Source organism: Paraburkholderia sp. D1E (assembly GCF_052682275.1).
The window spans coordinates 44,231-70,208 of record NZ_JBQYMB010000001.1; the positions used below are offsets into that span (position 1 = coordinate 44,231).

The 25,978-nt window shown below is 60.2% G+C and carries 30 protein-coding genes; 4 read left to right on the plus strand and 26 right to left on the minus strand.

Going from position 1 to position 25,978, the window contains the following annotated elements:
* Positions 1 to 74 precede the first annotated feature (74 nt).
* From ACUN0E_RS00205 to ACUN0E_RS00275, 15 genes are all read right to left on the minus strand, one after another.
* The gene (locus ACUN0E_RS00205) at positions 75 to 947 is read right to left on the minus strand and encodes a DMT family transporter (protein ID WP_408214455.1); all 873 of its coding nucleotides are present in this window, start codon (positions 945 to 947) and stop codon (positions 75 to 77) included.
* Between the two features lie 194 nt (positions 948 to 1,141).
* Entirely contained in the window at positions 1,142 to 2,581 is a 1,440-nt protein-coding gene (locus ACUN0E_RS00210; protein WP_408214458.1) for a DNA-3-methyladenine glycosylase 2 family protein, read from the minus strand.
* Positions 2,582 to 2,780: 199 nt separating this feature from the next.
* Complete coding sequence (locus ACUN0E_RS00215) at positions 2,781 to 3,314, minus strand: hypothetical protein (RefSeq protein ID WP_408510761.1); 534 nt, start codon at positions 3,312 to 3,314, stop codon at positions 2,781 to 2,783.
* Positions 3,315 to 3,815: 501 nt separating this feature from the next.
* Complete coding sequence (locus ACUN0E_RS00220) at positions 3,816 to 4,421, minus strand: DUF4400 domain-containing protein (RefSeq protein WP_408231997.1); 606 nt, start codon at positions 4,419 to 4,421, stop codon at positions 3,816 to 3,818.
* The gene (locus tag ACUN0E_RS00225; protein WP_408231994.1) at positions 4,411 to 4,674 is read right to left on the minus strand and encodes a hypothetical protein; all 264 of its coding nucleotides are present in this window, start codon (positions 4,672 to 4,674) and stop codon (positions 4,411 to 4,413) included. The genes ACUN0E_RS00220 and ACUN0E_RS00225 overlap by 11 nt, the downstream gene beginning before the upstream one ends.
* Positions 4,631 to 5,149 carry a hypothetical protein gene (locus tag ACUN0E_RS00230; protein ID WP_408231991.1) on the minus strand — a complete coding sequence of 173 codons (519 nt, stop codon included), beginning with the start codon at positions 5,147 to 5,149 and terminating at the stop codon, positions 4,631 to 4,633. The genes ACUN0E_RS00225 and ACUN0E_RS00230 overlap by 44 nt, the downstream gene beginning before the upstream one ends.
* A 10-nt stretch (positions 5,150 to 5,159) precedes the next feature.
* Complete coding sequence (traD, locus tag ACUN0E_RS00235; RefSeq protein ID WP_445565197.1) at positions 5,160 to 7,025, minus strand: conjugative transfer system coupling protein TraD; 1,866 nt, start codon at positions 7,023 to 7,025, stop codon at positions 5,160 to 5,162.
* The gene (locus ACUN0E_RS00240; protein ID WP_445565198.1) at positions 7,022 to 8,431 is read right to left on the minus strand and encodes a TraI domain-containing protein; all 1,410 of its coding nucleotides are present in this window, start codon (positions 8,429 to 8,431) and stop codon (positions 7,022 to 7,024) included. Before ACUN0E_RS00240 ends, traD begins: the two co-directional genes overlap by 4 nt.
* Positions 8,428 to 9,492, minus strand: coding sequence for a type IV secretion system protein (locus ACUN0E_RS00245; RefSeq protein ID WP_408485368.1), 1,065 nt, complete (start codon positions 9,490 to 9,492; stop codon positions 8,428 to 8,430). The genes ACUN0E_RS00240 and ACUN0E_RS00245 overlap by 4 nt, the downstream gene beginning before the upstream one ends.
* A gap of 11 nt (positions 9,493 to 9,503) precedes the next feature.
* Positions 9,504 to 10,244, minus strand: coding sequence for a DUF4141 domain-containing protein (locus tag ACUN0E_RS00250; RefSeq protein ID WP_408510439.1), 741 nt, complete (start codon positions 10,242 to 10,244; stop codon positions 9,504 to 9,506).
* Between the two features lie 12 nt (positions 10,245 to 10,256).
* Positions 10,257 to 10,529 (minus strand): hypothetical protein, encoded by a 273-nt coding sequence (locus ACUN0E_RS00255; RefSeq protein ID WP_445565199.1) that lies wholly within the window; start codon positions 10,527 to 10,529, stop codon positions 10,257 to 10,259.
* Between the two features lie 14 nt (positions 10,530 to 10,543).
* Complete coding sequence (locus ACUN0E_RS00260; protein WP_445565200.1) at positions 10,544 to 13,006, minus strand: VirB4 family type IV secretion system protein; 2,463 nt, start codon at positions 13,004 to 13,006, stop codon at positions 10,544 to 10,546.
* A complete protein-coding gene (locus tag ACUN0E_RS00265) occupies positions 13,000 to 13,263 on the minus strand; it encodes a conjugal transfer protein (RefSeq protein ID WP_408485410.1) in 264 nt (87 codons plus the stop codon). The genes ACUN0E_RS00260 and ACUN0E_RS00265 overlap by 7 nt, the downstream gene beginning before the upstream one ends.
* A gap of 40 nt (positions 13,264 to 13,303) precedes the next feature.
* Positions 13,304 to 13,684 (minus strand): TrbC/VirB2 family protein, encoded by a 381-nt coding sequence (locus tag ACUN0E_RS00270; protein ID WP_408485360.1) that lies wholly within the window; start codon positions 13,682 to 13,684, stop codon positions 13,304 to 13,306.
* A 15-nt stretch (positions 13,685 to 13,699) separates the two neighbouring features.
* Complete coding sequence (locus tag ACUN0E_RS00275; protein ID WP_408521465.1) at positions 13,700 to 14,749, minus strand: CpaF family protein; 1,050 nt, start codon at positions 14,747 to 14,749, stop codon at positions 13,700 to 13,702.
* 297 nt (positions 14,750 to 15,046) lie between these two features.
* Between ACUN0E_RS00275 and ACUN0E_RS00280 the strand changes: the two genes are divergently transcribed.
* The 3 genes from ACUN0E_RS00280 (at position 15,047) to ACUN0E_RS00290 (ending at position 16,506) form a co-directional block, all read left to right on the plus strand.
* Entirely contained in the window at positions 15,047 to 15,505 is a 459-nt protein-coding gene (locus ACUN0E_RS00280) for a zinc-finger-containing protein (RefSeq protein ID WP_408510435.1), read from the plus strand.
* Positions 15,506 to 15,559: 54 nt separating this feature from the next.
* A complete protein-coding gene (locus ACUN0E_RS00285; protein ID WP_445565201.1) occupies positions 15,560 to 16,024 on the plus strand; it encodes a hypothetical protein in 465 nt (154 codons plus the stop codon).
* A 173-nt stretch (positions 16,025 to 16,197) separates the two neighbouring features.
* Complete coding sequence (locus ACUN0E_RS00290) at positions 16,198 to 16,506, plus strand: hypothetical protein (protein ID WP_445565202.1); 309 nt, start codon at positions 16,198 to 16,200, stop codon at positions 16,504 to 16,506.
* 76 nt (positions 16,507 to 16,582) lie between these two features.
* Here ACUN0E_RS00290 and ACUN0E_RS00295 read toward each other — a convergent pair whose 3' ends face one another.
* The 10 genes from ACUN0E_RS00295 to ACUN0E_RS00340 all read right to left on the minus strand — a co-directional run bounded on the left by ACUN0E_RS00295 (position 16,583) and on the right by ACUN0E_RS00340 (position 24,761).
* The gene (locus ACUN0E_RS00295; RefSeq protein ID WP_445565203.1) at positions 16,583 to 17,806 is read right to left on the minus strand and encodes a vWA domain-containing protein; all 1,224 of its coding nucleotides are present in this window, start codon (positions 17,804 to 17,806) and stop codon (positions 16,583 to 16,585) included.
* A gap of 7 nt (positions 17,807 to 17,813) precedes the next feature.
* Positions 17,814 to 18,740 (minus strand): hypothetical protein, encoded by a 927-nt coding sequence (locus ACUN0E_RS00300; RefSeq protein WP_445565204.1) that lies wholly within the window; start codon positions 18,738 to 18,740, stop codon positions 17,814 to 17,816.
* A gap of 100 nt (positions 18,741 to 18,840) precedes the next feature.
* Entirely contained in the window at positions 18,841 to 19,899 is a 1,059-nt protein-coding gene (locus tag ACUN0E_RS00305; protein ID WP_445565205.1) for an ATP-binding protein, read from the minus strand.
* A gap of 245 nt (positions 19,900 to 20,144) precedes the next feature.
* The gene (locus ACUN0E_RS00310; RefSeq protein ID WP_445565206.1) at positions 20,145 to 20,612 is read right to left on the minus strand and encodes a hypothetical protein; all 468 of its coding nucleotides are present in this window, start codon (positions 20,610 to 20,612) and stop codon (positions 20,145 to 20,147) included.
* Between the two features lie 132 nt (positions 20,613 to 20,744).
* Positions 20,745 to 21,065: a hypothetical protein gene (locus tag ACUN0E_RS00315; RefSeq protein ID WP_445565207.1), complete on the minus strand. Its 321-nt coding sequence runs from the start codon at positions 21,063 to 21,065 to the stop codon at positions 20,745 to 20,747.
* 30 nt (positions 21,066 to 21,095) lie between these two features.
* Entirely contained in the window at positions 21,096 to 22,619 is a 1,524-nt protein-coding gene (locus ACUN0E_RS00320; protein ID WP_445565208.1) for a hypothetical protein, read from the minus strand.
* An 84-nt stretch (positions 22,620 to 22,703) separates the two neighbouring features.
* Positions 22,704 to 23,117 (minus strand): hypothetical protein, encoded by a 414-nt coding sequence (locus ACUN0E_RS00325; protein ID WP_445565209.1) that lies wholly within the window; start codon positions 23,115 to 23,117, stop codon positions 22,704 to 22,706.
* Positions 23,118 to 23,332: 215 nt separating this feature from the next.
* On the minus strand, positions 23,333 to 23,806 hold the full coding sequence (locus tag ACUN0E_RS00330) for a hypothetical protein (RefSeq protein ID WP_445565210.1): 474 nt from the start codon (positions 23,804 to 23,806) through the stop codon (positions 23,333 to 23,335).
* 8 nt (positions 23,807 to 23,814) lie between these two features.
* Complete coding sequence (locus tag ACUN0E_RS00335) at positions 23,815 to 24,207, minus strand: hypothetical protein (RefSeq protein ID WP_445565211.1); 393 nt, start codon at positions 24,205 to 24,207, stop codon at positions 23,815 to 23,817.
* A 92-nt stretch (positions 24,208 to 24,299) separates the two neighbouring features.
* Entirely contained in the window at positions 24,300 to 24,761 is a 462-nt protein-coding gene (locus tag ACUN0E_RS00340; protein ID WP_445565212.1) for an outer membrane lipoprotein, read from the minus strand.
* A gap of 336 nt (positions 24,762 to 25,097) precedes the next feature.
* Between ACUN0E_RS00340 and ACUN0E_RS00345 the strand changes: the two genes are divergently transcribed.
* Positions 25,098 to 25,460 carry a DUF2471 family protein gene (locus ACUN0E_RS00345; RefSeq protein WP_445565213.1) on the plus strand — a complete coding sequence of 121 codons (363 nt, stop codon included), beginning with the start codon at positions 25,098 to 25,100 and terminating at the stop codon, positions 25,458 to 25,460.
* Here ACUN0E_RS00345 and ACUN0E_RS00350 read toward each other — a convergent pair.
* Positions 25,411 to 25,632, minus strand: a complete 222-nt coding sequence (locus ACUN0E_RS00350) for a hypothetical protein (protein ID WP_445565214.1) — start codon at positions 25,630 to 25,632, stop codon at positions 25,411 to 25,413. The two genes, ACUN0E_RS00345 and ACUN0E_RS00350, sit on opposite strands and share 50 nt — an antisense overlap.
* Between the last annotated feature and the right edge of the window lie 346 nt (positions 25,633 to 25,978).

The following is a 25,978-nucleotide window of genomic DNA, read 5'->3' on the forward strand; positions in this document are numbered from 1 at the left end:
TAACGGCCCAGACGAGCCGCTTACGTTTACATAGCGAACCACAACGGTCCTGCGCCACCCTCCAGAGCGGACGGTCATGCGCTGCGGGCCAGCATCCACCCGAGCTTTCCGCTCGCCAAAGCTGTTCCGAAGAGCACGATCGCGCATCCAGCGATCATCACCGATGTGATCGCCTCCCCCAGGAAAGCCGCGCCCCAGATCATTCCAAAGATAGGGATAAGAAAAGTGACAGACGCAGCGTATGCGGCACCGACACGCTCAACCAGCCTGAAAAACAACACGTACGCAAAGCCCGTACACACCACGCCGAGTGCTGCGACGCATGCCCAGGTCGACGGCGCGACGGCGTGCCTTGGCCAAAAGAACAGCGCGAGCGGGATCAGCAAGATTGAAGCAAACAGTTGACTGCCAAAAGCGACAACGAACGGATTCACGCCCGCCAGATGACGTTTGGAATAGTTCACCGCAAATCCGTAGAACAGAGTCGCGAGCAGTGCAGCACCAATCGCCAGCGGGAGAGCGCCGGCACCGCCGATGAGGGTGCCCCACGCCAGAATCACGACGCCCGCAAGCCCAAGCATCAACCCGATGGCCTGCCCGCGTCGCATCGATCCTCGGAAACCAGCGACCGCGATTAGTGCAGCCCAGAGTGGGGTCGTCGCGTTCAAGATCGAATCAACGCCCGCGTTCACGTAGAGAGTCGAAAATGCGAGCAGACAAAACGGTACGGCAGAGTTGGTCACGCCCACGACGAACAACGGCCACGCTTTGGATCTAAACTGGCTACGTGCTGTTGCTGATCGAAGCACTGGCGCCAGAACGATTGCCGCAATTGTGACGCGTAGCGCGATTAGAGGGATCGGTCCGAGCTCCGGTGCCGCCACACGCATAAAAAGAAACGATGCACCCCAGATAGCAGCAAGCGCGAGCAGTTCGATTACGTTCATTGAATATGTCGATCCAGTGGTTGAATAGTAATAGGCGCTTGCATCCGTCACTTCTGCAAGGCTGCGAGTGGCGGGTACACGAATGAGTCGCGCGACAATGCTTCGTCGATCGAGATCGGCGCCGTTAATAATCGCCTCGCCCGGGGCATCCGGGACAGCGTCGCTCTACGGGCCGTGAACTCGGCAGACCGGGATTATTCGCGTTGCGCTTCGTGGCGACGCCAAACGTGCAACGTTGCATAGGCTCGCCACGGCTGCCATCGTTGGGCGTGTTGATTAAGTGCTGGTGCGCTCGAATAGCCTAGCTGCTTCTTCAGTACGGCATCGCCATCGGGGAATGCATTGGGCCATGCCAGCGAGCGCATAGCGATGTACTGGACCGTCCATTCGCCGATTCCCCGGATACTCCTTAGCGAGGCGAGCGTCTCTTCTAGCGGTGCCAACGGTTCCAAAACAATCCGACCCGCGGATACTTCCTTCGCGACGGCAATGATTGCTTCTGCCCGGATGCGTGTGATGCCTGCCTCCTGAAGTGCGGTGACCGGGATGTCGGCGAACACCGTTGCCGAAGGAAACGTCGTCGTCAAGTCGAAGGGGCCTGCGAGCTTCGTCCCAAAACGGCCAGCCATACGCGATAAGATCGTTCGTGCGCTTGGAACGGAGATTTGCTGTCCGACAATAGCGCGCACCGCAATCTCGAAACCATCGAAGGTGCCGGGAACCCGCATACCCGGTAACTCAGCGGCCAGCTCGCCTAGATGCATGTCGATCAGGTCCGGGCGGGCGGAAAGGTCGAACATTCGTCGAACTCGGCCGAGAACCGGTGCGATGACCGGCGTCAGGGATATAGAAACCTTAACGTTGATCGCGTACCGTTGTGGTGCGTGCGTTACGCTGATCCAGCCCGCTAGGTTCTGGCTACCCCGCTTTAGCTCGATGACTCTGGCATAGGAGTTGTCGCCAATTTGCTCAACGCCGTCGATTTGCCGATGCGCGAGAAATGCAAGCACGCCTGACCAGGAAAAAGGCGGCCTGTATCCAAGCGAAAAGGTGATCGTTTCCTGCGGATGAGAGTCGATCTCCTTCCGGAACCGAACTGGATTCAAACCATACTGTTTCAAAAACAGGTCGTTGAACCTCCGGACGCTGCCGAACCCTGCTGTCAATGCCACTGTGGTGACGGGCAAACGCGTGTCAGTCAAGAGGCGCTTTGCTAGCAGCAACCTCTGCGTCTGAGCGAATTCGATCATCGATACGCCGTATTCGGCATCGAAAATCCGGCGGAGGTGCCGGTCGGTAACGCCAATGCGCGCCGCTAGCTCTGCGAGACTTGCGGTGTTTAGAAAACCCTCTTCTATGAGTGTCGCGGCCGCTTGCGCCAGTCGGGCCGACGCATCAAGTAGTCCATTTCCGGGTGCCAACTCCGGACGGCAGCGCAGACAGGGGCGAAACCCAGCTTTCTCAGCCGCTGCCATGTTAGGGAAAAATTTACAGTTCTGCCGCTTTGGGGTCCGGACGGGACAAACCGGTCGACAGTAAATACCCGTCGAAGTGACGCCGACGAAGAACCAGCCATCGAAGCGGCGATCTCGCGAAAGCAATGTCTGATAGCAGGTGTCAGGGTCGAGGTTCATGCTCAAACTTTAGCGGAAACCAGCGCGTGACTCTGGCCAGATTCGGACATGAGTATTCGATCGCCTGTGAGACGGGGCACGGCGTGATGAAGCATCACCGTTTCTTGCCGAGTGGAACGCCGGAGGTCATGACCAATTGTTGACGATCTTGCTCGTACGGGTGAACGGCCGAAAGTGGCCGCACTGAGCCCGACGATAATCACTTGCAACCCGCTAAGTGTCTCGCAATCTCTTGAGTTGCTAGGATATTCGGCGCGGTTTGCAATGGCAGATCGCGCGGGCACCACGGGTAAGGGAGCATCGCGGCCCATGCAAGGATCGAGTTACCCGATTCGCACGGCAGTGTTTTCATCTCTTCGATCGTGATTTTGAGATTCGAGATCAGACCGGATTCATCGCGACAATGCCATTCGTACTCGCCGAAACCCACGCGCGCCGCACCGGACAGTTTCTCCGTCATGCATACGAGCCAGTCGCAACGAAACGTAGTCTCGCTGCCTGGCGGCGTTCCGATGCAAAATGTATAAATGTTCTCGTAGCGTTGCGCGAATTGACTTACCAACGCGTTGGATATTCCGCTAAGCCCTTTCACCGTAGTCGGAAATGATATCTCTGCCGTTCTGACATCCATCACGAGTTTGGCGTCGGCAGCGAATGCATGGGACATCAGATGCGGACGGTTCCCATCCTTAGCAAGAATGTAAGTTTCGATCGATTGGCGTAGCCGCGTCATTTCGCGTTTCCTGAAGCTAGCGTTAATGTCGCGCGAGTCTACGCGATGCTTTCGCACGGCGAGTGATAACCCTCCACTGCCAAGGGAAAGGTAAATATTCGCCGGATCGAGCAAATCGGAGGCGGCTTTTCTTCCCGACGCTGACGGCGTATCCGTTGCGAATCAACGCCGATTGTCGACGTTCTAGACCATACGATCGAGTGTCTTTTGTTGGCCGCACTGAGTCGGATGACGACTAGCTTAGATCGCCCCACGCGATCCACTCGAAGCGCTCGATGACGGTCATTCAGGAAGTAGGTGCATGCGTCGAGATTAGTTGTCTGAATCGAGTGGACAGACGGCTGGGCGGTTGACTCGTGCGGCGCACTGGCCGTCGGCGCGGGCCTACGGTGACAGACACCGCCTGTTATCGAACGGCGAGATGCGCGCAACACGTTACGCGCCCTTAGGCGGAAAGACCGCGTTCTTTTGATGGCTTTCCGGAAATAACCATCCCGAAGGCTACTGGTACGACGAGGCGGCCTTCCACAGCAGTGCCCCGAGGCACAGGGCAACCACCACCCAGTATTGCGCCAGCACGGGCAGCGGGACGACGAGCACGGTGAATGCCACGCCAAATACCAGCAGGATGCCGTGCCCCGCCAGATGGAACGACAACGGACTGGCGAAGCCGGCCGCCGCGGCCTTGATCTTGCGGCGTACGGAGCCGTCGACGAACATCGCCAGACAGAACACGGCTGTGCCGAGTAACCAGAGCTTCATGACGATTACCCGATACAGCACCCGGTATACCAGCAGCCAGAAGTTCCGGACCCACGTGCGCGCAAAATCTGACACACCGCCGTCGCTTAACGTGTCGTCGCGCGTGGCGTCCATCGTCGTGCGCAGAAATCCCGGTTCGACAAAAAGCCTTTTGAACAGCAGGTTGGTATGCGACACCGCCTCGTCCGCGCGCGCCTCGCCCACCGTAGCGACCACTGATTTCGATTCCGCGTCAGGAATCTCGAAAAGCGTGCGCTCGGGAATCACCGGCATGATGAAGACAGAAATGATGGGCACGATAAAAAACCACCATTTGATGTGCGAGACGAAGCGGCTATTTGCCATAGAAGTACACCGCCAGCTGAACGAGCAGGTACACCGGGAAAATGACCAGCCCTGCCAGCCCCAGATAGAAGTGAACCGGCTTGCGGGTGATGAAGATACCTAGCGCATAGGCCAGTGCCCCCCTGCCCCTCGCAAATTCTGCGGGCGCCGCCGCGGACATCTCGTCCTGCGACTGTGCGGTCGTCAGCGCACGCCGCGCAACACCGTCATCAACCCGCGACAGCTTCGCAATCAGCCAGACTGTGAGCGACATCGTAATCCTCAAAATAAAGTCGGAAGCTCTCGCCTGTCAGTGCGCGCGCGGCCAGTTGGAACGCGGCCGAGCGCTGCGTGATGATTTCCGGACAGCGCTCGTCGACCATACCCGTCTCCCAGTCGCCGTGACGGGCCTCAAACGACGGGATCGGCTCGAACATGGGCGACCAGACGAAGTACTTCTCGCCCTGGCGCGCCACGTACCGCCGCGCGTACAGCAGATGGGCCCGCTCGAACAGCCCCTGCATGAAGGCGACATGAGGGGTTCCAGACTTGCGGGTGCGTTTGAACGCCGCCAGCGCAGACTGGAGCATTTCGACGATGAGCGGATCTGTCTCCCCCTGGAACCGCTCACCGATAAAGTCAGCTAGGCGCGCGCACGCGAGTTCAAGCTCCGGTGCCAGCGTGAAAACCGGCACGAGGCGTGACGAAAGCTTGTGGTCGCGGATAATTTGTTTGAATACGGCAGACATGCGTAGGTTTTCAGCCTTGAAGGATTGGAATACGGCCCTGATACACCGCCGCGCCGGAGATCCGCATGAAGTACTGCAGGTTCGGCAGGCCGTGAATCAGACGGGTTGGAATCAAAGGGACCTTCTCCAGTTGCAGGGACCGCGACACGGACCCGTTAAATTCGCCGACGTGCGCTTCGCTCCCCGTGCTCGTGCTGCCGGTCACAACGAGATTGCGGATGGCGGTTTCACCGACCTTGTCAGAGAACCACTGCGCTGTGTCGCTGTCTTCCAAGCGTAAGATGATCTGATTGTTCAGATTGCCCAAAACCTGCAGCATTTTTGCGGCATTTCCCAGCCGTGCCTCAAGATCAGCGCGTGCCTGGAACGCGACGAATGCTTTGAATCCTGCGCCGCGGCCCTTGTTCAGGATCTGGATGACCTGCTCGTTGATCGCTTCAGCGATCTCATCGATGATGAGCACGACATCAGGCGGCACATCGTAGAAGTTGTAGATCGAGCCGCACACCGCGGCGACGTCGGCGAGAATCATCGAAGCGATCGCCTTCTGCACGATGTTGTTCGACAGGGAATCGAGGCCCATGTACAGCACGGCCTTCTGCTTGATGATCTTGTCGATGTCCCATATTTCGCGCTCGTCCTCGAAGTCGTCCGCTTTTGGCGAAAGCATCAGACCTGTCTCGCCGGTAGCCAGCATCTGGAGCAACGGAAGCACAGACGCGATGATGCGCATGTAGTGCTCCTTGTCGTGCGTATGCGTGGCCACCAGGCCGTCGATGGTTTCGTGCCCTTTGTCGAACGCGGTGAAGCGGGCGTTGTAGAGTGCGACCATCCCGTCTACGATCGTCGCGCCCGGCTTGTTTCCGATGTTCGCCGCGTTGGCCGTGACAAGTGTTTCCCAATCCGGCAGGCCGTTTTCCCGGAAAAACCGCTTCAGGCTCTTTTCCAGCAGGGTCGTCACACCTGCCTGCGCGTATTTCAGGATCGAGCGCAGGGTTGGCTTGTCGCCGATGAAGAGTTCGCCCTTGACCGCGCGGTCGATGAAAAGGAACGCGAAGTCGCGGAACGGGCCTTCTTCCATCAGCTGCGAGATGCGGCTCGGAATTTCAGAGGGCTGTGACCAGTTTTCGATCGGATTCAGCCGGATCGACTCTGATGGTTTCGCCTGGTTGAAGTACAGAAACTTCCGGCCCGATCGTTCACACTCCCGCCTCACGCGTTCACGCCAATCCTTGTCGTTCTTCGGATCGATGCAGATCAGGACGTCTCCAAGGTGAACCACCTGCGTGGATATCACCTCGTAGGTCCGGGTTTTTCCTGAACCTGTCGTGCCACCCACCAGCGTGTGGCCGCCCATCGCCTTGTAGTGGAACGGCACAAGCCCCTTCTTCGGCTCCATGCCGTGAATCCAGGACGAGCCTTGCGGCATGCGATCACGGATACTGTCGGCCGGCGCGAAGAGCGACTCGATGGCCTCCTCAATCTTGCGGCCCGTCCGCGACTTTGACAGCCAGCGCGGCAGCCCAGGAATGTCCGTCGTCGGCATACGCAGGATGTCGTGCGCGATCTGGCAGTGCTTCTGGGTCCACTCGTAACCGATGCCCAGGTACATCGAGTTGGCTTCCTTGCGCATGCGCTGCTGGATCTTCAGCAGCTTCGGCACGTCGAGCGTGGTCAGCCATTTCGTCGAAATCGCCATCCGGAACTTGAGCGCCGTCCAGATCTGGGTCGACCGGAACACCAGCACAAGGAGAGCAAACAGGGCAAATGCCCAGCCGTACGGCATGCCTGAAAGCGGCAGGACGAGTAAAGCGAGAAGCCAGAATGTTGCAGCGCGAAATTCGTAGATCGGGCGGAAATGGTTGATGTAATTCACGTTCCACTCCGCGCGAGGATCAGTTCACCCGCGCGCGGTGCAAGCGTGATCTCGCCATTTGCATTCGTCAGGAGAAGGCTGCGTTTGCGAAGGTGTTCGACAAGCGTGTCGCTCGTCACGCCGTAGTTACCAATCAGGCGTTTGGTCACGACGAGGCCTTTTTCGGACCATGCAACCTTCGCCTTGCCGCCCGCGACATCCTCGCGCAGCGCGCGAAACAGTTCGCGGATGATGTTGGGCGCACCACTGAGCACCTCATCGAACACCTGTGGCTCGGCCGACGCGGCCTGGCGCTGCTGGCTCGCAGCCGAAGGAACGTCCGCCGGATTTACCGCGGTCTGCACCCGGGCGTCGTCTACCGGGAACGGAAGGCCCATCTGGTCTGCGGCCTTTGCGCGGGCGCGACCCTCCGCCGGAGCTGCAACAGGCGCAACGCCTTGTGCCGTGTCCTGCTCGATGTCGAGGACGTCCATCAGGGACTTCGGTGGGCGAGCAGTTGGGCTTGCAGCCATAGCCGTCTGCGTCGCCGCTGACGGGACCACCGGAGCCTCGGTGGATGGGTCTGCCGCAGAGCCGCCAGACCCCGCAGCAGGTGCCACCGGTGCGCTGGGCGCAGGCGGCTGGGCCGGCGCGCCGGCAGGCGTGACTATTGGCTGAAGGACAGCCGCCACGTCGACTGCCGACGGCACGGTGAATTGCACGGGCTCGAACACCGCACGCTGCGCCTTCCGGTCGAAGTCCGCGGCAGTAACAATCGCCTGTCTCACGACCTTATGCGTCAGGGATTCCGAGTCGAGTGGTCGCATGCTCGGGTTGATCGCCCCGAAGAGTTCCGACAGGACTTCGGCATCAAGCCCACCGAGCAGATCCGGACCAATCAGCATCTGTGCGAGCATCCCGGTGCGCATTCGCTCAACCGGCAGCGCCGTATCGCGGAGTCCAACCCGGTAGGGAGCCTCCCCAAGCCATGCGGCGGCCGCGCCGTGCGCTGACGGGTTCCACTCGGCCATGTCGCGCTCCCGGGTCACGATGAAGTGCCGGTGCGGTTCATCGAGGCCCGAACAGATCGCGGCGAGAAACACCGCGTAGTTGTACTGCAGCTCGATCCGGCGGCGCTTCTCCGACGTCAGATTAGTGCCGAACTTCTGCCCACCGGCAAGGCGCATCGCGTAGAACGCGGTTTCCACGGTAAAGCGGAAGGCGCCACCAGGCTCACGATAGAACTCGGCGTTCAGCGGCAGCGAAGAAAACCAGTCACCGCAGCGCAACAGTACCGCCATCCACTTCCTGTCGAATTCGGCGCGCTTTGCCTCGTTCGCACACTGCTCGATCAGATCCACCCGCCGTCGATGCTGCTCGACCAGAGCGGACGCCGCGAGCGGTTTGTGCAATGCCGCCGCGGTCATACAACACCGCCGGTTGCCTTACTCGCAAGCTTGCCGAGGATCGAACCGGATGCGTTGGCACCGCCGCCGAAGATACCGGCCATCTTTGGAATCTCGAAGGACAGCAGGAGGACAAAGAACGCGAGGTCGAGGACATAAGTCGAACCTTCCGCCGTCGACAGCCCGATCTGCTGCGCCTGCGCCAGCGCCGTCGTTATCGAGCCAGTGACGAGGCGCACCAGGATCGCAGCGATGACCACATACATTCCGGCGCTGATCATGTAGTCGAGCCACGCCTTGAAGTACCCGCGTGTGAACGATGAGAAGCCGAGCGCGAAAGCGACCTGCCCGAGCACGATGCCAACGGCCGCCTGCAGCTGCCCGATGTGTACATAGAAGATGAACACAACGGAGGTCACCATCAGGACCACCCACGCGAGCAGAAGCGGAACCATGCCGATCGCCAGCTTCACGTAGTTGTACCAGTGCTCGGCTTCGAACGCAGCGATGACCGCGTCAAAGATCTGCCCGGACGCCGACGAAAAGATGCCCTGCCCGCTCTGCATGTTTCCTGTGATCTTCTGCGAGAGCGCGAGGAACCAGTTATAGAAGCCGGGGGCGGCCTTGACGTATCCCACGTAGATCGCCGCGAATATGCCCAGAATCGCAAGTTCCTCGAAGAAGGCGATCCACGCGCCAACGGGATCCTTCGTGCCCGCGAAGCGGATCGCGGCCAGAACGATGGTGATGACGGCGAGACCGCCGGCGAACTTGTCCGCGTCGTCCTTGATCAGTTGACTTGCGGTGACAGCGGCGGGGATAACCGAGTCGAAAAGTGTGCTGAGCTTATCGATGGCCTTTGAGGCACCCGCGCCAATCTCGCCTGGCGTTACAGTGGAGCCCGGCGCGGTGGTCGAGTTCGAGGGACCGCCGACCGTCGAGCCATCGGGCATGACAACCGTTCCGTCCGCCAGAGCAACGGGTATCTCCTGCGCAAAAGTCGCGGCGGGCCACATTGCCCCGAGCGCGACAACAGTCATCAGCGTCGTCGCAATACATGCCATCCGGCGAAGAAAATTCATGGCGCGATCCATCATTTCAGACTGTCGAAGGCCGCCCGTTCGGCCGCCTGCTGGGCTGTGAAGCTCTGCATCGCCGCCGTTTTCGTCTTCGCATCCTCGTTGGCAACCGATGCTTTCTGCGCGTCCTGCTGCTGTTTTGATGCCGTCAACTGCAGCAGATCGGCGTTCTGGCTGGTGACGATATCGAGATAGTGCGTGGTGAGCTCGGCCGTTGCCTGTGCGGTCGGCGTAAGCGCCATCTGCGACTGCAACTGCGAACGCCGCTGGGCCAGTTGCTGCGTGTGCTGCATGACGTCACTGCCCATTTGAAACAGACCCTTGGATTGCGAATCGTTCTGCTGGTAGAGCGTCGCCATGTCAGCGAACCACTGCGTGTTCGACTTGCCCGAGCGCGAAACGAGCGTCTGCACATGGCTGAGCCATTCGTTCCCCTTCTGGAGATCGCCGTAGAGGTCGGTCGCGTTGTTGATCAAGCCCTTGTACTTGTCGATGTCACCGGTGATCTGGTCGTACTGTGCCTTCATCGCAGTAGGGTCCAGGTTGACCGCCTGCAGCAACTGGTTGGCCATCATCTGGTACTGATAGACGATGTTCGTGTCCTGGTAAATCTCACCTTTCACGGCCTTGGCGGCTGTGATCACGTTCTGGGCGAAGTTTGTCGGGTCGAAGACGACCCATTGAGCAAACGCCCCCTGCACCATGCCGAACATCAGCCCCACCACCGCCGCGAGTCGAATGAATATTTTCTTCATCGTTGTTCACCTTCACAAGGGATTTGCCGTTAGACGCGCACGCGCGTTGTCTTCGTTATGGTTTGCCGGCGATGGACCATCCGCTGGTCTTGCGGCGACCGGGTCAGTTGGGGTGCTGCCAGCCGCAGCCCGCAGGGCCAGGTTCAATTCGGCCGCTACCATGCGCGCTTCACGCACGCTGTTGGCCACGCTGGTTGGGCCGATGGCTGGATCGGCGAACGACGTGCCGGAAAACCCAGACAGCAAGGTTGCAGCAGCTATGACTGCAAGCAGATTGATATTCATCGTGGGCTCCGGTGTCAGTCGACGGCCATCATTTCCTGCATATACGCCTCGCGCCAATGCGGCACACCTGAGGTGAAATGCTTGTCGAGCACGGCCTGCGCGCGGCCGTCGGAACGCAGCGCGGCGAGCGTCTCCCTGGGGAAGCTCGCCTGGAGCATCCGCGTCTGGTTGGGTGTGACCCACAGGTAATCGCGGTTAGGCACCGCATCGGTAATCATCTGGATCTGGTCCAGCGTCAGGCCGAACTTCTCCTGGTAGAGGTGCAGGTTGCTCTTCGCATCGCGGTTCGGCAGGTAGATGATGTTAGGGATGTTCTCCTTGAGCACTTCGAAGTCCGCGATCCGCGCAACCTGCGCAAGGGACTGTGTCGCCATCATCAAGGTCGCGTTAAGCTTCCGGATGGTCACCGCCCACACCTCGAGCCGCTCGTAGAAACGCTGGTTCTTGAAGAAGAACCCCGCCTCCTCCACCTCGATCACGGTGTAGCGCTTGCCGTCGAGCCACTGGGAAATCCGGTAGAACGCGTAGTCCATGAACAGCGCCGCCGCTTCCTGATAGTTCAGGAACAGGTCGCCCATCTCGATCGAAATGTCGTCGGACAGCGTGAACGCATCGTCGACGTGATCGAAGAAGCGCCCATTCTTTTCCCCGCGCGTCCAGACCGCGAGGCGCTCGCGCAGTTCGTCGGGCAGGAGCGTGTTGAGAAATGACAGCGTCCAGAGTTCCGGGCCGTAGCCCTTTCCCAGCGTCTCCACCGCCTCGAAAATCATGCGCTCCTGAGGCTTGGTGCAGCGGAAATCGTCGTCCTCGATTGCCATCTGAACCCACTCGGCAACATACGGAAAATGCTTTTCGTCATGCAGCAGTGACAGCGGGTTGACCGACGTAGCCGCTTCGAAGCGGCCGGTTGCGTCGATGAATCTGCCGCCTGCGAGGACAGTCGGAATGCGGGTCGAACGGTCCTTGTCGAAGCGCACCCGGCGCGCCTTGTGGCGGCCCGTCTGCGACATGAGGAAGTTCAGCATGATGGTCTTGCCGGCGCCGATCGGACCGAGAATCAGCAGGTGCGACGCGCCACCGGGCTGATGCAGGTTGACCCGCTGCAAGGTCTTGTGACGTGTCGGCAGCAACGTGAGCGGCCCCGTCTTTTCGCCTGACTGTTCGGTCAGCCAGTCGTTGACCGTATGACCCTCTGCCACGCTGCGCAGCGGCGCAATATCGGAGACGGCCGGCGTCTCAACAAACTGGAGGCGCCGCTGCTGATCCCAACGGCCGGGCAACGTCGATGCCCAGCAGGCGAACAGGTTCTCGCGCTCGACGATGACGCCGAACCCGGCATTGCCGATGCGACCGACGACCTCGCGCGTCGCGTCATCGCATTCCTCGATCGTATCGCCATAGACGATCACGGAGATATTCGCGAATCCGTACTGCTGTCCGTCTGCGACCAGTTTGGCCAGCGCTTTTTCCGCTTCATCGGCTAGCCGTTCGCGGCCCTCGTCGTTTTTCTGCTCTTCCTTCGTGAAGTACTGCTTCACCATCGACCACGGATTGAACGCCGCGACCTTGTAGAACTTGCGAATCTTGTTGATGTAAGCCGACGCCTTGGTGGTATCGAGAAAGCGGAACATGATGCAGACGTCCAGTTCCGCATCGACTTCCGCCAGTACGTCGAGCGCCGCCTCCTGGAACCCCATCCATTCCTTCACACCGATAATCTTCGCGTAGCGCTTGCCGTATGCAGACTCGAACATCAGGTGTTCGGCGCCGATCGTCGCAACCGTCTCGGTGAGATGCGTGTCGAGCATCGTCACCGGGTATCGCACCCGCCGCGGCGGCACGGAAGGGTTGGCGGTCTGATGCAGGAACGCGAGGGCGTTCTGGAGCTGGAGGCGCTTCATCTTCAGTCGTGTTACCCCGCCCTTGAAGGCATCGAGCACCGACTCGAAACGTTTAATTTCGGAGGTCAGCCGGTCAATGTCGAACGCAAACGCGCTGCGTGCGAGGACCGAGTCCCTGATCGTCTCAAAAATCGCGACGGGGACGGACTTGCCACCTACCGTCATGTGGTACGCGACCTTCTCGAACACCTTGTTGATACCGGTTTCTGGCGTATACGCGAGCGAGACCGAGTGCGCGTTGCGGAAATACTTGCCGCTCGCAACATGCTTGCGGTTGATTGCGTCGACCCGGTCGTCGATTGAGGCCGCGAAGGTACCTTCGATTTCTCCCTTGATGCGCCGGTGTGACAGGCGCCACCACACCGTGACGCGATGGTCGAAGTTCTTGCACGCGTGATCGAGGTTGTCGCGCGCCGCCGAGATATCGGACGTGTTCGGGCTATCGGCGTCGATTCCCTCGAACGTGTACACGCTCAACAGCGACCCATCCTTGTCCAGAATCAGTTCCGGCGTGACCATCGTCGCCCACGGCGCGATCTCCTGGATCGCGCGTTTCGTGAATTTCTTCTTCAGCATGGAAGATCCTGATCAAACCCGTATGGCCGCTTGAAACGCGCCGCGAACTTCGTGGTAGGCACCGGCTCGTACACGTCCGGATAGCGGTTGTAGACCAGCATCACAAGCCGCCACCACGGATCCTTTGACGACTTCCAGCGCAGCAACCAGTGCAATCCAACACCAACGACCAGAAATGCAGGCGTGGTGCTGCTGTAGCAAAGCAGAATCGTGAGCGTGCCGCTCGCGATCGCGAGCCCACGGTCAGCACCGCCGATCTGACGCGGCAGCGACAGCGAGCGGCTGACCTTGGTCCGTTTACGCACAGGTGTAGTTGATCTTCAAATGGTTCTTGACGATTGGAATCGCGCACGATGCGATACCCAGGCCAACCAGGACCAGCGAGATGAACTTGCCGATCGAGCTTTCCGAGTTAGCAATCGCGACGGCGCCGATAATGATCAGCACGATGCCGATGGCATACAGCCACGGCCCGCTGACGTACGACGAGATCAGACAGATCACGTCCGTGGCGGAGCCGAGATCCGACATATCGACGGCCGAAGCCATCGGTGCGAAACAGACAAGCGCGGCAGCGACTATCGTGCTGCGCAGTTCCCTGCGGCTGAACAGACGTACACCCAGCCGGCGGAGCGCGGCTCCTGCCAGATCAAATTGGGCGAAAAGGTGCTTCTTCATTGCTACTCCAGTCAGTTAGAAAACACGATTGAGGACGTAGTCCCCGTCCTTGAAACCCTTGATCTCGACGATCTCGGAAACGTGGCGCAACTCGCCGGTGCGGCGCATATGGATCACGTAGTCAAAGCAGTCGGCAATCGACTTGCGCATGTCCGCAAGCTCCCATCGACTGCCAGGCGGGATGCCAAGCATGGCCAGGCTTTCCAGGCGGCTCAGCCCGATGCGTGCATTGTTCGCGTGGATCGATCCAAGGCCACCGTCGTGCCCGGTGCTCAGCGCCTGGATAAAATGAAATGCCTCGCCACCACGGACTTCGCCGACGATGATCCGGTCCGGCCGGAACCGCAGGCATAGCGCAACCAGTACCTCGGTCGTGACACCCTTGTCCGGGTTAGATAGAAACCGCACGAGATTCGGTGCGCGCAGCTTCAACTCCATCGTGTCTTCGATAGTGATGACGCGCTGGTCGTCGGGAACCTGCGCGGCGAGCGCGTTCAGAAAGGTGGTTTTGCCGGTCGATGTGCCGCCCGCGACGAGAATGTTCTTGCGCTGCAGGATCAGCTCGCACACCGCGGCCATCAGGGCGTCGTCTTCAATGCCGGGGATGAACAGATTCTGGTCATCGCGGTCCTGAAACGCATTGATGCGTGAAAATGCGCCCATCGCGACGTAGTCATCGAGCGAAAGGAGCTTGTCGCTGTGTTTGCGGATGGACAGCGCGTGACCATCGATTGCGGTCGGGCGCATCACTGCGGCGATACGCAAACCCTTGTGACCGGCGTTGATGATCCCCTGCGACGTACCTGCGCGTGCCGACTTCTCAACGGACGACGCGAGCGACAGGACCGCTCCGTTGAGCGTTGCCTGATTCAGTCTCAGGTCGAGCCGGTGCATCTGGCCACGCTGCTCAATCCACACACTGTCGAAATTGTTGATCATGATTTCGGCAACGTCGGACGCTTCGAAGTACTCGCGCAGAGGCCGCAGCGATTCGAAGAACATCTGCACCGCACTCTCTTCGAGAGGACGGAGCTTGAGCAGGGAAGTTTCGAGGGACTCAGACATGCAGCTATTGTTAAAGCTGCGCATGCCAACGGCAGGCCGAAAGAGTCGCGAAATTTGAGCGCTTTCGAAGCGCGGCGCTGTCCCGTGCTGCGCGATCATCTGGCATGCGCCCGGGCGCACTCACGAGCCTGTTCTTGCTGCCGCGTTGCCGTGAGGTTGACTGGTCCGATGCCGGAGTGCGTTCAACGCGTTACGCGCCCTTAGGCGCTAAGCTCCCGAAAATCGGATATCTTTCCGGTTTAGACAAGCTGTTTTCCGTGTAATGACCGCTCGCCTTTCGAACTGGAGATTCACACCTTGCGCGTAGGACGCCCCGTCAAAGCCCTCCCCCAACCCGACTGCGACTATTGCGGGGAACGCGCGCTACTGGCCCGCGCGGATGACGAGGCTTATCCGTACCGCGAGGACCACGGCCCGTTGTGGATCTGTACGGCGTGCCAGGCGTGGATCGGTATCCCCTCGCGCAGCACCCGCAACGTGCCGTTGGGGCGGCTTGCCGACGCGCCTTTGCGCGACGCTAAAAGCCGCCTGCACGATATGCTCGAACCGCTGGTTGCAGGCAAGGTCCGCCGCGATCGGGTCAACCCGTTCGAAGCCCGCGCGAAAGCCATCCGCTGGGCCGCCGGCGAACTCGGCTTCGACCCGCTGCCCGCATCGATTCACAACCTGTCGCTCGAACAGTGCGAGCAGGCGATCCGGTACGTCGAAGCATTCATCGCGCATCGCCGCGCTGCATCACCCGACGATCGCGCTTAAGTGACATGTCCCGACAGCCGATATCCTCTTTGCAAAGATCACCAACGAACGCTGATGCCCAAAACACTTCCCTTCTCGCGCAACACCAACGCAGCCCGTGCACGTCGGGCCAAAACGATGCTGTTGCCGATGCCGCGCGCCACCGCCGACGAGCTCGCGCTGAGGGTGCACCTCGCGCTCGCAACGATGCGGGACTGCACCGCCGGTGTGTGCGACGCCCAGACCCTCACGCAGACGATGATCCTCACCGGTTTTATCGCCGAGGCGGGCTACGGCACGGCCACGTACGAGCAACTGGTCGTCGCGGAGGCCGCCATTTCCGCTGCGTTCGACCGCGGCCGCGACACGGGTGAATGGCGGCTGGATGAGGGTGCCGCAAGTCTGTTCGCCGCCATCGTCACAACCTACGACGAGCAGTTGCGCCGCGCCCCGCTTTGGGCGATCGCCGAAGCGAGCGAACGGCTCGACTGCTTTCAGGCGGGCGAAGCGTACCAACGAACGGACCGAAAACTGGCCTGAGCGTGTCGCGCTGCTGCGACAGAAGCGCGCAATGGCATTGCGCGAACCAGATTAGGGTTTATACTGAATCCGTCTCCTCCATGTCTCCTCCGATATGGATTCAGCCCGCCCTTGAGGCGGGCTTTTTTCTGCCTGTCGCTATAATCCGGCGAACGAAAAACGGGTGATTCGGGATGAAGGGAAAAATCGCTGACGGCGAAGCCCGCGATCGACTGATCATCTGGATCCGCCGACGCATGCAGGAATTCGGCATCTCATTCGACGCATTGGAAGCGTCCCTGCTGGAAGATGCCGCACATCCGCCGATATACCGCGACGCGCGCGGTAACGACTGGAATGGCATTGGTCCGATGCCCGACTGGCTGGCTGCTGCCAAACACGCCGGCGTTGACCCTGACTTCTTCCGCATCGAGGAGAAGGCGAAGGAAGAGGCTCGGCGCACACGGAACGTGGTCTATAGACAGGCGGACCTCTTCGAATAACCGCACGCCCATAAAAAAAGCCCGGCTGTACAAGCCGGGCGGGGTCTAGGGAAATGGGCAATAACGACACGCCCACTCAACAGATCACTTCCATCATCTCGCCGAACGGAGCCTGTTTCGCGCGCCGCAGCGGTGTGGTTGATGCCCACAAGACAGGAAACCCGGGCGCCTCATCCGGGAACCGCCCGTCCATATCCGTCAGATAGACGAGAAACGCCGGATTGATCGCCTCGTCCTCAACGCGCGTGAACGGATCGACGAACGCCGTGCCGCCGCCACCTCGCACTGGCAGAAGATCGATCGGGTCGCCCCGCTCAAAAATCTGCACCTGCGTGACGCGCACATCGCAATCCATCACGATGAGCCGCCGCGGCCGCAGGCTGTCGTTCACGGCGAGAATCTCCGCGTCAAACTGGGCCTGCGTTTCGTCGAAAACCGAGCCGCTGGAATCGCGCACAAACACCGCGTCACCCACCGCCGGTTCATGAAGCGCCGGCAGATACAGACCCAGATGCAGATAGCGCCGGTTAGGCATCGCGAAGCTGTAATCAGTCGGCGACGCCTGCTGCGCAAACCGGTGCAGGATCGAGCGCCAGTCGACAATCGGTTCAACTGCCTGCCCGACCATCGCCTGCAGCCCACCGGGCAGGCCACCGCGCATCTGGGCTGCTTTCGCAGCCTGAAGCACGGCAACCTTCCATTCGGCTTCCCTCACCGGCTTGTCGTCACCCCGATACTGACGCACCTCGCAGCATGAAGGCGCGGGTTTGGGGCTCGGGGTTGCGTTCGGAGTGTTCGCGCCGTTCGCGGATTGCGGCTGGATATTGCCCCCGGATTGTCCACCTGACTTGTCGCCCGGCTTCCCGTCCGTTTTGCCGCCGTCCTTCTTCCCCGTCTCCCTCTTCCGCGCCGCCTGCGCGATGATCGAGTAAATCTCTTCGGCCGCCATTCCGGAGAATCGCGGGTCGATCCGTCTACCGGCTGGCAGAACGAAGCCGGACGATACAAGAACCGAATCGACCGCATGGCCACACGCGTCGTTCCAAAGGTCCGGGTTACGGTCGCCCATGCGCCAGCAGTGACCGTTGGCCACGTGGAGCACACCGCGGGCAAGAACGCCTCGAGCTTCAAGATCGTTCACACCCGCCAGGTACGTCGGGTTGTAACCCACTCGCACGGAGTCCGTCCAGAACGTCTCGCAGGACGGATCCTCCACGACGGTCAGACGAAGCGCCAGCGCACCAAAGAACGGCTGATCCAGAACAAGGGCGGTGCGCTGCTTTAAGATTCGCGGATCCATGCGTACCTCAGGCAACGAGCCGCAGAAGCGGCGTCTGATCTTCCAGCGCCGGCGCCTGATCCTGCATCGGCTCCGGCACGCCGCCCATAAACGCCGCCATCAGCCCTTCGATTTCCTGGGCTTTGGCAGCGACCTGCGAGCGCAGCACGCGCGACTCTTTCAGATCGGCGCCGGTATGAACGGCAAGGTGCCTGTTCGCCTGATCGAGAATATGCGTGAGCTGCGGATCGTTGCTGAAATTCAGCTTCGGCAGCAGCTCGCACAGTTCGCGCACCTGGTTGGTCACATCCAGCCGGACGTTGCCTTCCGCGTACAGCCGGTCAGCCAGCTTCGACGTTGCCTCGTACAGACGGCCGACCAGATCGTCGTTGGCCGTCGAAATGCTGGCCAGAACGTGCTGATCGATCTCGCCCTGCAGCGACGAGAGTACGTCACCCGGCAAATCAATCCCGAACTGGCTTGCGTCCGGAAACGGCAGCACAGCCATCTTGATGCCGAACTTGCCGGACATCTGCGCGAGGCTCGGATAGTCCGCTTCGTTGAACAGTCCGTTCAGCTCAACGCGCGCTTTTTCCTTCAGGTCGAGGTAGTCCGTCAGGAAGACCGAAACGGCCAGGTCGAACTCATCCTTCAGCTTGCGCATGTGGTCGGCGAAGTCCATGTAGATCATCGTCGGCAGGAGGCGTACGCCCAACTGATCGTAGTCCAGCGAATGATCGTAGTAGTAAGCGCGGATGCGGTTCCCGATCGAAACCGCTTCCTTGTAGCTCGGCGCATGCTCTGGCATGAGCCGCTTGTTGAAGCGCCCGATGCCTTTGGCCTGATGCGACTTCTCGACCTCCTCGGTGACCTTCCCGTCGAAACAACGGGCGTGCCACGCAGAGATTGTGACCGACGACAGCATGACCTTCGATTTGATATCGGTGATGTTCATGGATAACTCCAGAAAGGTAAGGGTATGGATGACGCAGAAAGAAAAAAACCACGACGTGCGGATGCAGGTCGTGGCCACATACAGCAAAAAAACAGAAGGGTCAGGTACCCTGGATGATCTTTCCGATCTCACCACCCTGAGCGCGGACGAATGCGTCGGTGTTTGCGAGCGTCGGAGTACGACGAAGCGCATCGCGCACGAGCAGAGCCCCGAACTCACGGCTCCCTCCGCTGATGATTCGATCCGTGTACGTCAGCACCCGATCGAAGTTACCTTCGTTGGAATACGCCGCGAGAGCCGCGGTCACCGCATAGAGCGCCGAGGTGTTTTCCGGGATCTGGGCTGTATCGGGATTGAGCAGGATTGAATCCGGCGAAGGAAGTTGCCGGTAGATTCCGAGAAAACTCATCAACTCGGTTGCGGCCTCTACGCCGACCGTCCCTGAGTACGAGAGCAATTCCAGTCCCTTTGGCACAACCGGCATCGTTTTTGCGAGAAAGCCCCAGGTTCGGGGACTCGGCGAATTCTCGATGTCGCGGCTTCGTTTCTGGACGAAAAGAAGATCCGGCCGGAAACGTAGGAAGGCTATGAGTTCCGCCGGTACGTTGTTCAATATCGCCCACGCGGTCCAGTCGTTGACCGTTGGCTGCAACTCAACGACCGTCGCAAACCGGGAGATAACGGGGTCGAGGATTCCCGACACGCCCGCGTTGTCTGACCGTCGGTTGGTGGCGGCGACGAAGGTCACATGCGGGGGGAGTTCGTGGCTCCCTACGCGCCGGGCAAGCAGCAGTTGCATCTTGGCCGCCTGAACGGCTGGCGACGCCTGCCCGAGGTCGTCCAGAAACCAGACAAGCGGCCTGGTGCTGTTAACCGCACGCTCAAGATCGCCGAACGGGAGGTGCGCTGCTGTCTTGCCATCTGCAGACGGAAACGGTAGGCCCTTTGAACCGGTCGGATCTTCGACAACCGGATGGCTGATGAGCAGGTCGTGGCCCTTCGCATATGCGGCCCGATCGACGATGTCGCTTTTGCCGATGCCGGCAGGGCCGGTGATGAGTACCGGCAGCCGCGCCGGAATGTAGGCCGTCAGCAGTTCGATCAGTTGAGCCGGATTAACAGTGGGTCGCGTGGCGACCGGGGATGCAGGTGCGTTCATGGGTTTGCCTGAAAAAGAAAACCCCACACGAACGACGTCCCGCAGGGACGTGGTCCCTGTGGGAAAGGTGGAATGCCGTGATACGGCGGATCGATGCGTCTGGGACGCGGGTGATACGTGAAGTCTAGGCCCGTACCGTTGTGCCACTCTGCAGAAAGGTCTGATTTTCGACCCAGCTTTGGATAGGCGAGCAAACCTGCGACCCGAAAAAAAACCGACGCGTAAGCGCCGGCCTGTTCAAACGCTTATTGGAACAGCGACAGGGAACACTCAGCATCGAGCCGTTTCTCGATCTGCGTCCTCAACTCCAGGACACGGGTACGATACTGTCCCGCTCTCTCGTCGGCGGCCCCGTTGTGCTTCTCGACGATATAAATGAAATAGCCAGCTCTCGCTGGACCACGCCAACCTGTCCATTCCGCGATGATCTCCTGTCGAACGGTCTGCTCACACGCGAAGTACGCGGCCCGCGCCTCGCGCCAGTGTTTCGCTTCGAGGTCACGCATACGCTGCTCGCCAGCGAGTGCTATGCGCTCCCGACGCTCCTTTTCAACTTCCACGTCGTTCAACGGCTCCGGGACAAACTGATGGGCGAACAGCGGATACTCGCGGTCAATCTTCGCCTGTGCCCGTTTGTGCCGTCCGAGATAGGCGGCTTCCTTTCTCGCGGTCCACGTCAAGGGTTCGAAACGTACCCTACGATCAAAACGCATATCGGTCTCCAATACAAAGACGGCGCCCGTAGAGCGCGCCGGAATCGGGAATGAAAAAGCCCTTCGAGCGCAAATGCGCAGGAAGGGCCAGGAACAGGAAACTACGTTCGAACAGGGAAGGGGTATCGCGGCCTATGGTCTTAGCAGCCGAACTGAATACGCTCCTGCAATCTTGCGTTCCATCTCAGCGACCAGCGTCGCGACGATGTGCTCGATTTCGGCTTGAGGCATGCCGACAGGAAAGATCGCGTAGCTGGCAGCTAGTACATTTTCGCCTGCATTGGTGAAGTCGCCGTTGGTGAGCCACCAGCGATTGCCCTCCTGATTGAAACTCAACCAGATGCTGGCCCGCTTCGGCGCAACAATGGTCTCGAATGTCTTAAAGAAAACATCACTGATTCTGTCTTTTTGCCAGCCGAACTGCGCAAGACAATCAACGATCCCGTCTTTCATGATTCACTCCCGTATCGATAGCCGAAGGGATCAGGCTGCAAGCTGCACGTCCAGCACCGCCCTCGCGTACGCGAGCGTTCCATCTTTCGCCTTCAGCTTGCGCGCAAGGCCGCGGGCCGGGTTGACCAGCAGGTAGATCCTGCTCGCGCCCTTCCGCTCGCTCCTGATTTCGGAGAAGCCGTCCGAGATCGCCTGGTCGACGAACTCGGCGCCGTTGAGCACAGAACCGTCTTCCACGCGAAATTTCACCGTCTGCGCCTGCTCGCGCGCTTCCTTCGCTTCGCGCTCGCGATTCTTCTGCGCTTTCTTGGCCGCGGCCTGCCGTTCCCAGTTCGCCTGCTCTGCTTCATCAAGACCGCAAAGTGCAAACACTGCGCGGCGTCGATCCGAGGGCTTGAGGCCGCGGATCTTTACTCCGAGAATTTCGCGCACGGCCTGCTTGCTGAGCCTGTTCCAGTCGTCCGCGGTATCGAGCACCGACAGCAGGTACTCGACGTCGCGCTCAGCCAGCCCTGTGGCGAACCGATTCGGCCATTCGTAAGTCGACCGGCCGTGATCGAGGAGTGCCATCTGGCGCTGCAGCTGATACAGCCGCTTGCTGATAAGACCTTTGGCGAGTTCGCCTTCGGCTCGCTTCAGATCCTCGGCCCGCCGGTTATCCGCGACCAGTTCGCGCAGACGCATTGCCAGCTCCGACGTAGGGATGCCAACATCAAGCGGCGACATGAAACGGTCCGGCAATGGCAGTGATTGAAGCAAACCAACCTCATAGAGCCGGTTGTCGATGACGAGCGGATCGACGTCGGCCGGCAGTGCCTCCATGGCTGCGATGTAGGCAGGCGCGGTTTCGCTGGAAAGTGTGATCTTCGCGTGCCGCAGGACTTGAGCCAGCCCGGCCCACCTGCGCGGAGGTACAGCACCGCGCAGTTCAGGTAGATCGAGCAGCGGCCGTGCCCAATCGAGGCCATATTTGAACGTTTCTTCCATCGCGCGGTAGTCGGCGACGACCGATTCTGGAACCGGTCGATTGGCCACAAGTGCGTAAGCGACATGCACCTCGTGCCGGCCGTTCATCTGACCGCTAACGGGTTCAATTGGGCCGTTGAACCCGAACCCCAGACGCCCCATCGCAGCCCTGTCGACGCAGTTCGAAAACTGGAAGTATTCGCCGCGAGACTTTGCGGCTGCCTTCTCGGCCTCGATCTGGCTGGACGAGAACAGTAATCGCACGTCCTTACCCAGTTCAAAAAGCGCCTGGAAGCTCTCCCAGTGGTGCGGACGCACCTGCCAGGGTGCCGCTATATCGCCACCCTGGGCAAACCAGGCAGTAGCAACCTCGTCGACGAGGGCCGCCGCGAAATCCGATGCCGCCTGCGTATGACGGATTGTCAGCGCGCCGTTGAAACGGGTCACCGTCATCGGCACGCCTTCGCGGGAAAGCTGGACGTCGTCCGTGGCCACCGTCTGCAGCGTCGGCTCACTCTGGAACAACTGGAACACTTCAATCAACGTCTGAAGTGTGAACTGGGAAATCGGTGTGGTCAGGGTGTACATACTTGCCTCGTGCGTAAAAAAATGGAGAGGCAATCACCCCGTGGGGCGATTGCCCCATATGGGAAAAGATGAAACTGGTGGTGCTCAGTCGATATCGAGCAGCCGTGCAACGACCGCCGCAACCGTCCAGGCCTGTGAGCGGGACAACGCTTTGATGCGCATCAGCGGGACGCTCTGCCAACGGCCGCTCCCTGCGCTGTCTTCAACGAAACGGACGAAGTCTGCCTGGATGATCCAGCCTTCGGACGTCCCGCGCTCGACCGAAAGGCTCAGTCGACGGCGTCGGGCGAAGGTATCGGGCCATTCAGTCGCGGACCGCAGCCCGTACTGTTCTTCGTTGGGATCATCGACGGTGTTAGCCACCGAGACCCATTCCGGTTCAATCTCCGTGCGGGCAAGAGCCTGTTCGACCTGACGGACGACATCGATGACCGATTTTCCGACCGGATCGAATGGCGCCGCGGCAAGCTCGACGGGTAAATCCATCAATTGGGACATGGTTGGGTTCCAGAATAAAAAAAGGCCACACCCGAAGGTGTGGCCTTTGATTGATGGCGGGCTGCTAGATGCAGCCCAAAGTCAGTTTTTGGTCTAGCGGGAAACACGAGAATGACGACGCTCGCGATCCGCCTTTCGGCCCTGATTGGTCATGTATGAGCCATAAGCACATACCGCCAGGCCAATAGCCAGTGCAAAAAATGCGAAACCCATGTTCACTCTCCGTTCATGGAATCCATGCCTGCTTGGAACAGTATCACAAACAGCACCAGCAGTATCGCGATGCTTAAAGCAGCGGACACCGTCCAGACCTGCAGCGAGTGCCAGTAGCCGACCGCGCCTGCTATCGACGCGGCAGACAGCGTGTGCGCAAAACGCCCGAACTGCTGGCGTTGGTCTTTATTCCACGAATGTCCGACCTTGAACAGACGAGGTCGGGCATGAGGCTCGTCAGGCACAACGCTTTCGCGCGACACCGAAAACGTACCGTCCACCCGGGCGTCGAGGCGTAGCGATACGCCGTCAATCTCCGCCGTGACTGCCGGCGGCGCTTCAGACGTCGCGAACTCGCGCAGGATCGATGCGAGTCGCTCGGATGGCACAACGTTGTCCAACTGCTGGATGAAGGTTGCCCGGTCGACGATGCTGATGCCAGACGGGTATTCGATGCGGATGTCAACGATTTGCATCGTTCCTCCTATCGCCGTTCTGCGTCCAGACCCGCGGCGAGCCGCAGGCCTCCCAGCAACGCGTCGTACCCGTCGCGGGACGACAGTTGCTCGAGCGGTACCGCATTGTCGCCACCGCCCGACAGATCGGAGCGGCCACGACGCGTGCGGAACGACATCGCTACCGATTGCCAGTAGGGCGAATCGGCGACTTCCAGCATCACGGCGGAAGTACGGAGGGTTACACGACAGCCGCGACCGCGACGTGCCGACTCGGCGACGATCTCGTGTTCGCCGGAGCGAAGACGAAGATCGCGGGCCACGCGGCGCAGCATGCGCGTTGCCTGGTCTGTAATGGCGGCGTCGGTCGACGCGCCCGCACTGCGGCGATCGGCATAGAACACCTTGGGGATTTTCAGCATGAATGACTCGCGAAAAGAAAAAAGCGAGGCTCCCTTTCGGAAGACCTCGCTATGCAGGAGTTGTCCGGCGGATGCCGGTGTGGGGAATTGCGTTAATGCGTGACGCGCAGTCCCGAGTTAGTGGAAACGAGAAGGACGTGGTCTCCCGGCGCGAACTTCTGATCGTCCGGTTGAGCAACCACCAGCATGCGGCCAGCGTTAGTGCGTACGACGATCTCCAGACCCGCGTGATGCGACAGGACTGCCGAGATTTTTTGCGTGATGAAGCCGGATGCGGCTCCAGTGATGGCACCAGCGATATATCGCCCGTTGCCGTTGCCGATAGTGCGGGTACCGAGGAAAGCACCGACGCCTGCGCTCAGGAGAGAAGTCAGCCCGGAGTTATCCGAACTGGCCTCGATCGTGATGTTGCGCACGCGAACGATGGTGCCTTCTTCGAGGGTGCCCGCATGCTGAACGTCGTAGCGCTGGTAAGTGTCCGGCGAACCGAAGTCGGTACCGGCGCATGCCGTCAGGAGGGACAGAAGAACAATGCTGATGATCAGTTTGAACATGATTGCCTCTAGAAAAGAAGGGCAACCGGCCCGTCAGGGGGTTGCCCTGACGGCGAATAAAAAGAGCGGGCGATACGTTGCCCGCAAAGGTGCCGAGGGTTCGGCTGAGAGAACGTGCACCCCGGCGGCGCCGGGGTGGTGGGGTCGATGCGCTGAAGCGCGGGGAAACAGGACCAGTCTACGAGGACGGCGCCGTCGCAGCGGACAGAAACGTCAGGAAATCACCATCGCTTTCGCGACACCGCGGCCAGCGCGCCTGCCTTGCGAGTCGACCGGAACCGGCAGCGCTAGAATTGCGGGATCTGAATACAACCGCCAGCACGACCGACCACCACAATGAAAATGACAAACGACGAGATGCTCGCCATCCAGCGCGGCCAAGCCATGTTCGTGGCGGACGTGGGCCGGGTCGTGGCAACGATCGCCGAGCGGCACCGGGCAACCGGCGCGCCGCTCACCTGGCAACTGGTTCGGGAAATACGGGAGGAGGCCCTGGCGGATATCGGGCTCGCGGGGCGTTGGCCGGCCCAGGTGCTTGACGAGCTCTGTTCGATCGATCTCGCGCCGCCGCTTGATGGACCGCTACGACAGCAGGACCTCGCCACACTCGGAGAACTCGGGCGCCCGATCGCCAACGTCTTCAGGGACACTATTCCGGCGTTAGGAACACCAGCACCGGCTGATCGGCAGGCAATGTGAACTCGAGGAGACGCCCAGCCCGGACATCGAGAAGCAACTGTTCGAGCGCGTTAGCTCGCGCCTGTGTGTCCGGCAGCAGGCCGTTGCCCGCCACGGCTCGTTCCTGCAGAATCCGGCGCTCCTCGATAATCCTGACGACGGCGCTGCGTCGCGGCACAAACATCCGATCCATCTGGGTCCGCCCCACTTGATCGGGGCTAAATGTGGGTGGGTAATCCATAGTGGACCCGCAGCCACGGCAGAAATTCCGCACCGGAATGGAAAAAGCGCCGCCCGTTTGACGGGGCGGCGCTGGTTCAAGGCATGAACTGTTGCAACGGCGACAGCCTGGTCAGAAAATCGTAATGCATCCTTGGGCATCGTCGTCCCACTCGATTCTCAGCTTCGCCGGTGCCGGCTCAATGTATGAAATGCTCTTGCACCCCTGACACTCGGCCGCAATCCGCGCCTCCCTGTCGGCAGTAAAGAGCTTGAATCCGTCCGCGCCGCAACCGCCGCAGCGCATCTGTTTTGCATCC